The organism is Enterobacter cloacae complex sp. 6730903 (genome assembly GCF_048283985.1).
Lineage (GTDB): Bacteria > Pseudomonadota > Gammaproteobacteria > Enterobacterales > Enterobacteriaceae > Enterobacter > Enterobacter hormaechei_C.
The window spans coordinates 123,947-136,804 of sequence record NZ_JBLVXX010000005.1 but is presented as its reverse complement, the minus strand read 5'-3'; the positions used below and the strand labels follow the sequence as shown (position 1 = coordinate 136,804).

Here is a 12,858-nt window from a genome sequence, read left to right as displayed (position 1 = left end):
AAACCGCGTCCATAAGAAAATAATATTTTTGGCGGGTTATTATTAAAAAGTTAATACTTTATCGGCGGAAAGCGTCCATTCAGCCAGCTCGACCAGCGTGCCAATTTCCACGCCATCAATTAGCGGCAGCCCGGTAATGCCGCGCCCGTCGGTACAGGTTTTGCACAGTTTGACCGGAACGTTTTGCGCGGTCAGGATCTCCAGCATTTGTTGAATGTTGTAGCCCTCTGCGGGTTTCTGCCCCTTCAGCCCGGCCGTGACGGCGTCGGACATCAAAAAGAGGCGCAGCTCCAGCTCACTCTCCTTATCGCGCAGCGCGATTGCCAGGCGCAGGCTGTTAAAAAGGGATTCACTGCCGTAGGCCGCACCGTTGGCGACGATCACAATCTTCTGCATGTTGACTCCTGTTCTTTGAAAAGGCACGAATATTGCTTCTCGTACCGAAGAATACGTATCGGGGAGAGAAACGATGACGATAGTGGCTGGCAGTTCCCCTGGCGCAACCGAATGGTTCCAGCGTGCGAAAATGTTGCGTGAGGAACAGCTCGGCAGACTGGCGCAGCTGGGCGCACTGGTGAACGGCATCAGTCGACTGGTGCATATGCTACAGTGCGAGCGCGGTGCGTCAAATGTCTGGCTCTGCTCGCAGGGCAAATTGTACGCGCCTGAATGCAAGGCCAGCAGGGCCCTGGTGGATGAAAACCTTGCTGTATTGCACCTTCAGTTTAACGAACCGCTGCCGGGCAGCGCCCTCTGCGAACGCATTGCCAGCGCACTGCACGGCCTTGAGACGCTGACGGTGCTGCGTGATGGCGTTACAGGTCAACGCGTCACCGCGCCGCAGGCGATGGAACACTACAGCCGCATACTGCGTCATCTGCTCAGTATCGTACCTCAACTCAGCGACAGCATTGACGATCCGCACATCGCGGGCCGATTTGTGGCCCTTTACAGCCTGATGCAGGGCAAAGAACTTGTGGGACAGGAGCGGGCGCTGGGGGCTATTGGTTTCACCCAGGGATTCTTTGACGATGAAACCCGCCAGCGGCTGGTGGATCGCATTGATGGCCAGCAGGCCTGCTTCGAGGTTTTTATCTCCCATTGCACTCCAGACGTGCAGGAGTCATTTACCCTCAACTGCCTGCCGGGTCTGGAGACTGAAAAACTCAGGCGTGAAGCGTGCACCCGTCAGCCTCCGGCAGATAACGGTGATACCGCCCTCAAATGGTTTGCCCTGCAAACCGCGCGCCTTGAGCACCTGCGCACGCTGGAAGAGGTGGCAATTGCCGATCTGATGACGGCAGTTGAGGAGCGTCGCTATAGCGAAAACCTGCACGCAGACGATGAGCACGACGATATCCTGGCGCGATTTCCTGACAGACCGCTGCTGCCGCTGGTGCGCCAGCAGGCGCGTGAAATTGAGCAACTCTCCCGTCAGCTTGCTTCCCTGCGCGACACGCTGGAGGAGCGTAAGACCATCGACAAAGCCAAAAGCGTGCTGATGACGCACCAGAACATGAGCGAGGAGCAGGCGTGGACCGCCCTGCGCAAAATGGCGATGGATAAAAACCAACGCATGGTGGATATCGCCCGTGCGCTGCTTACGGTGAAAAATCTGTGGAAGATACCCCCTGGGGAGTAGTTGCACAGTCAGTGGGCATTTTGTGCCTGATTGAGGTGCGTAAAACAGCGCTCTTCTTGCAGAAACCCCGTAACGCCGGGGATGAAAAGCTGGCATTACCTTTGCATTAACAGATTAACCATTTTCGACGATGCGCCAACGGCGGTGCATGCGTCTTCGGGATAAAGGCGTCCAGCGGTGCTTCAGCACCGTCGGGCGCTTTTTTTTGCCTTTTTTCAGGAGCAATTATGGCGGATTTGTCGAGACGGCGGTTATTGCAGGCCAGCATGCTGGCGAGTGGTGCGATGCTGTTGCCGGGTGTCATGCAGGCCGCATGGGCGGCGGGGTCAGATAAGCCGGAGCAGGATACCGTGCGTATCGGGTTTATACCTCTGACCGATTGCGCGCCCGTGGTTATCGCGGCCCTGAAGGGGTTCGATAAAAAACACGGTATTACCATTGTGCCGACCAAAGAGGCGAGCTGGGCGGCGGTGCGCGACAAGCTGGTGGCGGGCGAACTGGACGCCGCACACATTCTTTACGGCCTGCTGTACGGTCTGGAGCTGGGGATCGCGGGCAAGCCACAGCAGATGGCGAACCTGATGACCCTCAATCAGAACGGACAGGCCATTACGCTCTCCAGCGATCTGGCGGAGAAGGGCGTTCGTGACCTCGACGGGCTGAAAAAGCTGATTGCGCAGCAGGCGCCGGGAACCTACACCTTCGCGCATACCTTCCCGACGGGAACGCACGCCATGTGGCTCTACTACTGGCTGGCCAGCGCGGGGATTAACCCGTTTGACGACGTGCGCACCGTGGTGGTGCCGCCGCCGCAGATGGTGATGAACATGCGCATTGGCAACATGGTCGGGTTTTGCGTTGGCGAGCCGTGGAACGCGCGGGCGATTAACGACCGCATCGGGTTTACCGCCGCCACGTCGCAGTCCATCTGGGCCGATCACCCGGAAAAGATCCTCGGCACCCGACGCGACTGGGTGGCGAAAAACCCGCACACCGCACGGGCGCTGGTGAGCGCCGTGATGGAAGCCGCGCGCTGGATCGAGGCGTCAGCGGAAAACAAACGCGAAACCGCGCAGATCCTCTCGCGCCGCGCCTGGCTCAACTGCAAGGAACAGTATCTCACCGGACGCATGCTCGGCGAGTACGACAACGGGGTCGGTCAGCGCTGGCAGGATGCGCACCCGATCCGTTTCTTCAACGAGGGTGCCGTGAGCTACCCGTATCTCTCCGACGGGATGTGGTTCTTAACCCAGTTCCGCCGCTGGGGCTTGCTCAACGCCGCGCCGGATTACGCGGGCATTGCACAGCGCATTAACCAGACCGCGGTCTGGCAGGATGCCGCGACCGCCGTGGGCGGTATGTCCACACCGTCATCACCGTATCGCAGCAGCACCCTGATGGACGGCACCGTCTGGAACGGCACCGATCCGGAAGGGTACGCCAACCGCTTCGCCATTCACCGTAAAGGGGCCTGAGTATGCAGCATCTGCAAAATACAAAACCACAAGAGACGTCAGAGAGCGGGGAAGTGATTGTCCTGCCTCCGCTACAGGTTCGCCGTCGTGCGCCAGCCTTTACGCGCCGGATGAATGACTTTTTACAGCGCGTCATCCCGGCGCTGCTCGGTCTCGGCCTGCTGGTGCTGCTCTGGCAGCTGGCAGCGATAAAGAGTAAAGGCTTTCCGACGCCGCTCAGCACGCTCGATTCGGCCATGACCCTGTTTGCCGATCCGTTTTATCGCGACGGGCCAAACGATATGGGCATTGGCTGGAACGTGCTGGCGTCGTTGCAGCGCGTCGCCATCGGCTTCGGTCTGGCGGCGCTGGCGGGCATTCCGCTGGGCTTTTTGATTGGCCGCTTCACCTTTTTCTCCCGCATGTTCAACCCGCTGATCGCGCTCCTGCGTCCTGTCAGCCCGCTGGCCTGGCTGCCCATCGGCCTGCTGCTGTTCCAGAAGGCGGAGCCGGCATCGAGCTGGACCATTTTTATCTGCTCCATCTGGCCAATGGTCATAAACACCGCCGAAGGGGTGCGCCGTATTCCGCAGGACTACCTCAACGTGGCCCGCGTGCTGCAACTCTCCGAGTGGACCATCATGCGCCGCATTCTTTTCCCCGCCGTGCTGCCTGCGGTACTGACCGGGGTACGTCTTTCCATTGGCATTGCCTGGCTGGTGATTGTCGCCGCCGAGATGCTCACCGGAGGTTTAGGCATTGGCTTCTGGATCTGGAATGAGTGGAACAACCTCAATGTCGAAAACATTCTCATCGCCATCGTCATCATTGGCGTGGTCGGGTTGCTGCTGGAGCAGGGGCTGATGCTGATCGCCCGTCGCTTTAGCTGGCAGGAAAATTAGGAGCGAACATGAAACCGTTAATTCAGGTCCAGGCCGTGAGCCAGCGTTTTTCCACCGCCAGCGGCGAGTTTCTGGCGCTGCAAAACGTCTCTTTTGATATCCACGAGGGCGAAACCGTCAGCCTGATTGGTCACTCCGGCTGCGGCAAGTCGACGCTGTTAAACCTGATCGCCGGGATCACGCTGCCGACGGAAGGCGGGCTGATTTGCGACAACCGCGAAATCGCCGGGCCGGGGCCCGAGCGCGCGGTGGTGTTCCAGAACCATTCGCTGCTGCCGTGGCTGACCTGCTTCGACAACGTGGCGCTGGCGGTGGATCAGGTCTTCCGTCACACCATGAGTAAGGCCGAGCGCAAAGCGTGGATTGAACACAACCTCGACCGGGTGCAGATGGGCCACGCGCTGCATAAGCGCCCAGGGGAGATCTCCGGCGGCATGAAGCAGCGCGTCGGGATTGCCCGGGCGCTGGCAATGAAGCCGAAAGTGCTGCTGATGGATGAGCCGTTTGGCGCGCTCGATGCGCTGACGCGCGCCCATCTTCAGGACTCGGTGATGCAGATCCAGCAGGCGCTGAACACCACCATCGTGCTCATTACCCACGACGTGGACGAGGCGGTACTGCTCTCTGACCGCGTACTGATGATGACCAATGGCCCGGCAGCCACCGTGGGTGAGATCCTGCGCGTAGATCTGCCGCGCCCGCGCAACAGGGTGCAGCTGGCGGACGACAGCCGCTATCACCACATGCGCCAGCAGATCCTCCATTTCCTCTACGAAAAACAGCCGAAAGCGGCGTAATGAGGGGGCACGATGCGACTGGTCATTATCGGTAATGGTATGGCGGCAACCCGGCTGATTGCGTCGCTCACCGGGCGTGTTCCCGGTCGTTTCGCTATCACCGTCATCGGTGACGAGCCTGAGCAGGCGTACAACCGCATCCAGCTTTCACCGGTGCTGGGTGGCGAAAAGCAGGCGGAGCACATCTGTCTGCACGATGAAGACTGGTACACGGCTCGAGGCGTGACGGTGCTGCGAGGAGAAAAGGCGCTCGCAGTAGACGTCAACGCGCGTGAAGTGCATACCTCTGCTCGCACGCTGGGCTGGGATGCGCTGGTGTTTGCCACCGGGTCTACCCCTGTAGTGCCGCCGATCCCCGGCGGCGATGCGCCGCATGTGTTTACCTTTCGCACCCTGGCAGAGACCCGCGCCATCCAGAATATCTCCGGACCGGCGGTAGTGCTGGGCGGCGGCGTACTCGGCGTGGAGGACGCGGCAGCGCTGGCGCGACACGGTGACAACGTCACGCTCGTGCATCGCGGTCCGTGGCTGATGGAACAGCAGCTGGATCAGCAGGCAGGGCTGTTGCTGGAAGAGGCGCTGGCGGCGCGGGGCGTTAGCTGTGAACTCGCCTCCGGCATCACCGCCATCGCTGACGATGCCGTGACGTTGCTCGACGGACGCCGCATCGCCGCCACGCGCGTAGTGCTGGCCACGGGCGTGCAGCCCAACGTTGCGCTGGCAAAAGCCAGCGGCATTCGCTGCGCGCGCGGCATCGTGGTGGATCAGCAGATGCAAACCTCCGTGCCGGATATCTACGCCATCGGCGAGTGCTGCGAAATTGACGGCCAGACGTTTGGTCTGGTCGCCCCCTGTCTGGCGCAGGCGGATATTCTTGCCGCGCGGCTGGCCGGGGAGGTCACCGCGCCGTTTACCCTGACCGACAACGGCGTGCGCCTTAAGGTGACCGGCGTGGAGCTGTTCAGCCTTGGACGCGCGACGGCGCAGGCGGACGATGTGGTCTGGAGTTCATGGGATCCGCTGACCCGTCACTATCGACGTTTACTGATCCATCAGGGGGCGCTGGCTGGCGTGCTGCTGCTGGGTGACTGCCGCAGTGCGGCAACCTTTACCGATTTACTGGCAACGGCTGCGCCCGCCCACGCGGACTGGCTGTTCGATCGTTTCACAACGCAACCGCAGGTTGCAGGACAGAACGCTATGACAAAACCTACTCTGGTGGTGGTTGGGCACGGTATGGTCGGCCATCATTTCCTCGAAGACTGCGTTAACCGCAATTTGCATCAGCAGTATCAGATTATTGTTTTTGGCGAAGAGCGCTATGCCGCCTATGACCGCGTGCATCTGTCGGAATATTTTGGCGGACGCAGCGCGGACTCGCTCTCGCTGGTGGCGGGGGAGTTCTTTGCCGATAACGGCATTGAGCTGCGCCTCTCGCAGCAGATCGTCGCTATCGATCGTGATGCACACGTAGTGCGTACCGCCAGTGGCCATGAGACTCACTGGGACAAGCTGGTGCTGGCGACCGGCTCGTACCCGTTCGTACCGCCCGTTCCGGGCAACGATCTGCCGGGGTGTTTTGTCTACCGCACCCTTGACGATCTGGACAACATTGCGGCCCATGCGGCAGGCTCTCGCCGCGGTGTGGTGATTGGCGGCGGCCTGCTGGGGCTGGAGGCGGCGAATGCGCTTAAGCAGCTCGGGCTGGAAACTCACGTGGTGGAGTTTGCGCCGAACCTGATGGCGGTGCAGCTCGACAGCGACGGCGCGGCAATGCTGCGCAAGAAAATTGAGGCGCTGGGCGTAGGAGTACACACCAGTAAATCGACGACGGAGATTGCCACCGCAGACGACGGGCTGGTGCTGCGTTTTGCCGATGGTGAACAGCTGGGAACGGACATGGTGGTCTTCTCTGCCGGTATTCGGCCGCAGGACGCGCTGGCGCGCAGCAGCGGGCTGGCTGTCGGCGAGCGCGGCGGGATCTGCATTGACGACGGCTGCCGGACTTCCGATCAGGACGTGCTTGCCATCGGGGAATGCGCGCTGTGGGAGGGGAAAATCTTTGGCCTGGTGGCACCGGGCTACCAGATGGCGCGTGTGGCCGCCGCTGTGCTGGCGGGTGAGGCGAAGCGCTTCACCGGCGCGGATATGAGTACCAAACTCAAGTTGCTGGGGGTGGATGTGGCGTCGTTTGGCGATGCCCACGGGCGCACGCCGGGGGCGCTGAGCTACCAGTGGACGCACGGGCCGCAGCAAATCTACAAAAAAATTGTGGTCAGCCACGACAGCAAAACCCTGCTGGGTGGCGTGCTGGTGGGCGATGCCAGCGAATACGCCACGCTGGTGCAGATGATGCTCAACGGCATCAGCCTGCCAAAAGAGCCGGAAACGCTGATCTTACCCGCGTCGTCAGGCAGCGCGCCGAAAGCGCTGGGCGTGGCGGTGCTGCCGGAAAGCGCGCAGATCTGTTCGTGTCATAACGTCAGCAAAGGGGATATCTGCCAGGCGGTAAGCGCGGGTGCGACGGATATCGGCGCCATTAAGCAGTGCACCAAAGCCGCGACCGGCTGCGGAGGCTGTAGCGCGCTGGTGAAGCAGGTGATGGAGTACCAGCTTGCGGCGCAGGGCGTGGAGGTGAAAAAGGATATCTGCGAACACTTCCCGTACTCGCGTCAGGAGATTTACCACCTGGTGCGCGTCAACCATATCCGCACCTTCGACCAGCTTATCAGCCGCTACGGTCAGGGGCACGGGTGCGAGATCTGTAAACCGCTGGTGGGATCGGTATTGGCATCCTGCTGGAACGAGTATCTGCTGAAACCGGCACATCTGCCGTTGCAGGACACCAACGACCGCTATTTCGCCAATATTCAGAAAGACGGAACCTACTCCATCGTCCCGCGGATGCCTGCGGGTGAAGTGACCGCCGACGGGCTGATCGCCATCGGCCAGATCGCGAAACGCTATAGCCTTTACAGCAAAATTACCGGCGGGCAGCGTATTGACCTGTTTGGCGCCACGCTAGAACAGTTGCCGGAAATCTGGCAGGCGCTGGTGGAGGCCGGGTTTGAGACCGGACATGCTTACGGGAAATCCCTGCGCACGGTGAAATCCTGCGTCGGGTCGACCTGGTGCCGCTACGGCGTGCAGGATTCCACCGGCCTCGCGGTCAGGCTGGAACACCGCTACAAGGGCCTGCGCGCGCCGCACAAAATCAAAATGGCGGTCTCCGGCTGTACCCGTGAGTGCGCAGAGGCGCAGAGCAAAGACGTGGGGGTGATTGCCACGGACAAAGGCTGGAACCTCTATCTGTGCGGCAACGGCGGGATGAAGCCGCGCCACGCGGATCTCTTCGCCAGCGATCTGGACGACGAAACGCTGATCCGCACCGTTGACCGTTTCCTGATGTTCTACATTCGCACGGCAGATCGTCTGCAACGCACCAGTACCTGGATGGATAACCTGGAAGGCGGCCTCGACTATCTGCGCGAGGTGATCCTCAACGACAGCCTGGGGATCGTCCACGAGCTGGAGCAGGAGATGGCCCGGGTGGTGGAGACCTACCAGTGCGAATGGCAAACCACCCTTAACGATCCTGACCGCCTGGCGCTGTTCCGCACCGCGGTGAACGTCCCCGCCGGGGAGGAGAACAAGCGCTGGCAGGAAATTTGCAATATCGACGAGATCCCGGAGCAGGCGGGCATTGGCGCGCATCTTGGGCGCAAACCGATTGCGCTGTTCCGCTTTGGCAACACCGTTTATGCCCTCGACGATCGGGAGCCGGGCAGCCGCGCGAACGTGCTTTCACGCGGCATCCTCGGCGATGCGGCGGGGGAACCGGTGGTGATCTCGCCGCTCTACAAGCAACGTATTCGTCTGCGCGACGGGTGTCAGGCTGAGAGCGGGGCGCCTGCGGTGCGTGCCTGGCCGGTAAAAATTGAAAACGGCAAGGTGTGGGTTGGAAATGAAGAGCTGGTGATGCGTGCGGAGGCCTCATGACGGAAACCCGGACAACGTGCCCTTACTGCGGGGTGGGCTGCGGCGTGGTCGCCAGCCCAGACGGTGAAAAGGTGAGCATTCGGGGGGATGAAACTCATCCGGCGAATTTCGGTCGTCTGTGCGTAAAAGGATCTGCCCTTGGGGAAACCACGGGGCTACAGGGACGCCTGCTGCGCCCGGTTGTCGATGGCCGGGAGGTGGCATGGCCGCAGGCGCTGGGCGAAGCGGGCGAGCGGCTGCGGAACATCATCAACGAATGGGGGCCGCAGGCGGTGGCGTTTTATGCCTCCGGCCAGCTGTTGACAGAGGATTACTATGCCGCCAACAAGCTGATGAAAGGCTTTATCGGGGCGGCGAACATTGATACCAACTCGCGGCTGTGCATGTCATCGGCGGTGGTGGGCTACAAACGCGCCTTCGGTGAAGACGTGGTGCCGTGCAGCTACGAGGACGTGGAAAACAGCGATCTGGTGGTACTCGTTGGCTCGAACGCGGCCTGGACGCATCCGGTGCTGTATCAGCGGCTGGTGCAGGCAAAACACAACAATCCGCAGATGAAAGTGGTCGTGATCGATCCGCGTAAAACCGCCACCTGTGATATCGCCGATCTCCACCTCGCGCTCAGACCCGGCAGCGACGCCGGGCTGTTTGTGGGGTTGCTCAATCTGATCCAGGGGCGCGGCGAGTGGCCGATCCCTCGCGTGGCGGCGTTTTGCGATCTGCCTTCAGACGAGATTGGCACCTTCTACGACTGGTTTGTCACCGCGCCACGCGCGATCACGCTCTACACCATGGGGATCAACCAGTCCTCCAGCGGCAGCGACAAGTGCAACGCCATCATTAACGTGCATCTTGCCAGCGGGAAGTTCAACCGTCCTGGCTGCGGCCCGTTTTCGCTGACCGGACAGCCAAATGCCATGGGCGGGCGGGAAGTGGGCGGGCTGGCGAACCAGCTGGCGGCGCACATGAACTTCGAGCCGGACGATCTTTCGCGCGTGGCGCGTTTCTGGGGAACGGAACGGCTGGCGCAGACCCCGGGCCTGATGGCGGTGGAACTGTTTGACGCCATTGCCCGCGGCGAGGTGAAGGCGGTGTGGATCATGGGCACCAACCCTGCCGTGTCACTTCCCGACAGCCACGCGGTGTGCCAGGCTCTGGCGGCCTGCCCGCTGGTCATGGTATCTGAAGTGATGCAGGAGACGGACACCAGCCGGTTTGCCCATATCCGTTTTCCCGCTCTGGGCTGGGGCGAGAAAAACGGCACGGTGACCAATTCTGAACGCCGTATCTCCCGCCAGCGCGCCTTTATGCCTGCGCCGGGCGAGGCCAGACCGGACTGGTGGATCATCGCCCGGATCGCAGACCAGCTCGGTTATGGCGATGCCTTCGCCTGGGAACACCCTCAGGAGATATTTTGTGAACATGCGGCGCTGACGGCGTTTGAAAATAACGGCCAACGGGCGCTAAACCTGCGCGAACTGGCGTCGCTGACGCGAGAGGCGTGGGACGCGCTGGCGCCGTATCAGTGGCATGCCGGTGATTTCCCGCAACGAACGCTTGTTCCGGTTGACCCGTCCCCGCATGGGGCCAGCGTCGACGAATTGTACCCCTTGATACTGAACACCGGGCGGATCCGCGATCAGTGGCACACCATGACGCGCACGGGGTATGTTCCGCGCCTGATGCAGCATATCGATGAGCCTTTTGTTGAGATGAACGCAACCGATGCGGCGCGCGCCGGGCTGACTGACGGCCAGCTGGCGCGGGTAAGCTCCCCGCGCGGAGTGATGGTTGCCAGAGTACGTATCTCCACCGCGCAGCGTGCGGGCGAGCTGTTTGCGCCGATGCACTGGAACGCGCAATTTGCCCGGCAGGGTAAGGTCAATGCGCTGGTAGAAGGGCGGGTTGATGCCGGTTCCGGCCAGCCGGAGAGTAAACAAACCGCGGTGAGGATTCTGCCCTGGCTACCGGCCTGGCAGGGGGAACTGTATGCCCGCGAGTTGCCAGCGCTGCCGCCGTCGGTCTGCTGGTGGCGTAAAGCCTCACGTCTGACGGTGGCGGGGGAGCAGCCGTTGCTGTCGTGGGTCATGGCGTACGCCAGCGGTCGGGGCTGGCAGTTACAGGTGGCACAGACGGGAGAACGCAGCAGCGTGCTCGCCTGGCATCACGGCGAGCTGATGCTGGGCTACTGGGAGGGCCATACGCTGCCAGCGCTGGCGCATGCGTTTATTGAAGAAGCCTTTGCTGCTGCGCCCGTACAACTCGCTGAACGCCATGCACTGCTGCACGGACAACGGCCGGGCGAAGATGCCGATCACGGGCGAATTATCTGTAGCTGCTTCAGCGTGGGTGAAAATACGATACGTAAGGCGATAGCCGGAGGCTGTGATTCTGCCGCAGCGCTGGGCGTGAAGCTGCGTTGCGGTACGAACTGCGGCTCCTGCGTGCCGGAGCTGAAAGGGCTGTTGGGATAGTGTAAGGGCGTCGGGTGGCGGCTTCGCACCGGTACGAATTTGTAGGTCGGGTAAGGGGAAGCCGCCACCCGACAGCGCTTTTCAGGATATTCCTGAAATTTCTGTTAAGACTGGTTTTCAGGGTTTATGGCGTTAACATAATAAGTGTTTGTTCATAAACACAGGTTCTGATTGACGACGTTGAAGGCTGTATCGTCCCGCATCCGTTTTTTGCTGTTACTCCCCCTTTTTACGGCTGGAGCCGTTCATGGTGCGCCGAAATCCTTCGTGCAGCAGGCGCAAAATCCGTTTGATAACAACGGCGATAGTCTGCCGGACCTCGGTATGGCGCAACCGACCAGCGAAGGCGAAAAGCATCTGGCTGAAATGGCAAAGGCCTTCGGTGAAGCCAGTATGACCGATAACGGCCTGACGGCCGGGCAGCAGGCGCGACAGTTCGCGTTTGGCAAGGTGCGGGATGCCGTCAGCGGGGAAGTCAACGAGCAGATTGAATCCTGGCTTTCACCCTGGGGAAACGCCAACGTCAATGTGCTGGTGGATGACGACGGCAACTTTAACGGCAGCAGCGGAAGCTGGTTTATCCCCTGGAACGACAACACCCGTTATCTGAGCTGGAGCCAGCTTGGTCTGACGCAGCAGACAGACGGGCTGGTGAGTAACGTCGGGATCGGGCAGCGCTGGGTTGCCGGAAACTGGCTGCTGGGCTACAACACCTTTTACGACAACCTGCTGGAAGACAACCTGCAACGTGCCGGGCTGGGCGCAGAGGCGTGGGGTGAAAACCTGCGCCTGTCGGCCAATTACTACCAGCCGTTCGCTGGCTGGCAGCCGCGTTCCGACATCCGCGAGCAGCGCATGGCGCGCGGATACGACGTAACGGCCAAAGCCTGGCTTCCCTGGTTTCATCACCTGAACACCAGCGTCAGCTTTGAACAGTATTTTGGCGATAACGTCGATCTGTTCAACAGCGGTACGGGGTATCACAACCCGGTTGCGGTCAACCTGGGGCTGAACTATACCCCCGTTCCGCTGGTTACCCTGACGGCTGCCCATAAGCAGGGGGAGAGCGGCGTTAGCCAGAATAACCTCGGGCTGAAGCTCAACTATCGTTTTGGCGTGCCGCTGGCGAAACAGCTTTCCGCCGGGGAGGTGGCGGCGACGCGCTCGCTGCGGGGCAGCCGCTATGATTCACCTGAGCGCGATAATCTGCCCGTGATGGAATTTCGTCAGCGCAAAACCCTCTCGGTATATCTTGCTACGCCGCCGTGGGATCTTAAGCCAGGCGAAACGGTGATGCTTAAGCTGCAAATTCGCAGCAAGCACGGTATCCGGCAGATCCACTGGCTGGGTGATACCCAGGCGCTCAGCCTGACCTCACCGGCAAACGGCAACAGCAGCGATGGCTGGAGTGTGATCATGCCTGCATGGGATGATTCGGAAGGGGCGAAAAACGCATGGCGGCTTACGGCCGTGGTGGAAGATAAGGATGGGCAGCGTGTCTCCTCCAATGAGATCACGCTTTCCGTGGTGCAACCGCTCGTCGCAATGCCTGCCGACGATCCACGGTGGAAGTTGCTGCCGGATGAGTAA

The 12,858-nt window shown here is 61.0% G+C and carries 8 protein-coding genes; 7 read left to right on the top strand and 1 reads right to left on the bottom strand.

Annotated elements, in window-relative coordinates; all coding sequences use genetic code 11:
* Window positions 1-42 precede the first annotated feature (42 nt).
* Entirely contained in the window at window positions 43-396 is a 354-nt protein-coding gene (locus tag ACNQ0W_RS04235) for a DsrE/DsrF/TusD sulfur relay family protein (RefSeq protein ID WP_015570354.1), read from the bottom strand.
* Between the two features lie 73 nt (window positions 397-469).
* Here ACNQ0W_RS04235 and nasR point away from each other — a divergent pair, with 73 nt between their 5' ends.
* From nasR to ACNQ0W_RS04200, 7 genes are all read left to right on the top strand, one after another.
* On the top strand, window positions 470-1,642 hold the full coding sequence (gene nasR / locus ACNQ0W_RS04230; RefSeq protein WP_062932927.1) for a nitrate regulatory protein NasR: 1,173 nt from the start codon (window positions 470-472) through the stop codon (window positions 1,640-1,642).
* Between the two features lie 227 nt (window positions 1,643-1,869).
* On the top strand, window positions 1,870-3,117 hold the full coding sequence (locus ACNQ0W_RS04225; RefSeq protein ID WP_023296759.1) for a CmpA/NrtA family ABC transporter substrate-binding protein: 1,248 nt from the start codon (window positions 1,870-1,872) through the stop codon (window positions 3,115-3,117).
* Window positions 3,118-3,119: 2 nt separating this feature from the next.
* Entirely contained in the window at window positions 3,120-3,998 is an 879-nt protein-coding gene (gene ntrB / locus ACNQ0W_RS04220) for a nitrate ABC transporter permease (protein WP_062932928.1), read from the top strand.
* A gap of 8 nt (window positions 3,999-4,006) precedes the next feature.
* Window positions 4,007-4,795, top strand: a complete 789-nt coding sequence (locus ACNQ0W_RS04215; RefSeq protein ID WP_015570359.1) for an ABC transporter ATP-binding protein — start codon at window positions 4,007-4,009, stop codon at window positions 4,793-4,795.
* 12 nt (window positions 4,796-4,807) lie between these two features.
* Entirely contained in the window at window positions 4,808-8,794 is a 3,987-nt protein-coding gene (gene nirB / locus ACNQ0W_RS04210; RefSeq protein ID WP_074135704.1) for a nitrite reductase large subunit NirB, read from the top strand.
* On the top strand, window positions 8,791-11,268 hold the full coding sequence (locus tag ACNQ0W_RS04205; RefSeq protein WP_062932929.1) for a nitrate reductase: 2,478 nt from the start codon (window positions 8,791-8,793) through the stop codon (window positions 11,266-11,268). Before nirB ends, ACNQ0W_RS04205 begins: the two co-directional genes overlap by 4 nt.
* A gap of 171 nt (window positions 11,269-11,439) precedes the next feature.
* A complete protein-coding gene (locus ACNQ0W_RS04200) occupies window positions 11,440-12,858 on the top strand; it encodes a YchO/YchP family invasin (RefSeq protein ID WP_062932930.1) in 1,419 nt (472 codons plus the stop codon).

Bases quoted from the DNA above. Each gene is read 5' to 3' on its own strand.
- ACNQ0W_RS04235 (WP_015570354.1), bottom strand. From the start codon at position 396: ATGCAGAAGATTGTGATCGTCGCCAACGGTGCGGCCTACGGCAGTGAA.
- nasR (WP_062932927.1), top strand. From the start codon at position 470: ATGACGATAGTGGCTGGCAGTTCCCCTGGCGCAACCGAATGGTTCCAG.
- ntrB (WP_062932928.1), top strand. From the start codon at position 3,120: ATGCAGCATCTGCAAAATACAAAACCACAAGAGACGTCAGAGAGCGGG.
- ACNQ0W_RS04215 (WP_015570359.1), top strand. From the start codon at position 4,007: ATGAAACCGTTAATTCAGGTCCAGGCCGTGAGCCAGCGTTTTTCCACC.
- ACNQ0W_RS04225 (WP_023296759.1), top strand. From the start codon at position 1,870: ATGGCGGATTTGTCGAGACGGCGGTTATTGCAGGCCAGCATGCTGGCG.
- nirB (WP_074135704.1), top strand. From the start codon at position 4,808: ATGCGACTGGTCATTATCGGTAATGGTATGGCGGCAACCCGGCTGATT.
- ACNQ0W_RS04205 (WP_062932929.1), top strand. From the start codon at position 8,791: ATGACGGAAACCCGGACAACGTGCCCTTACTGCGGGGTGGGCTGCGGC.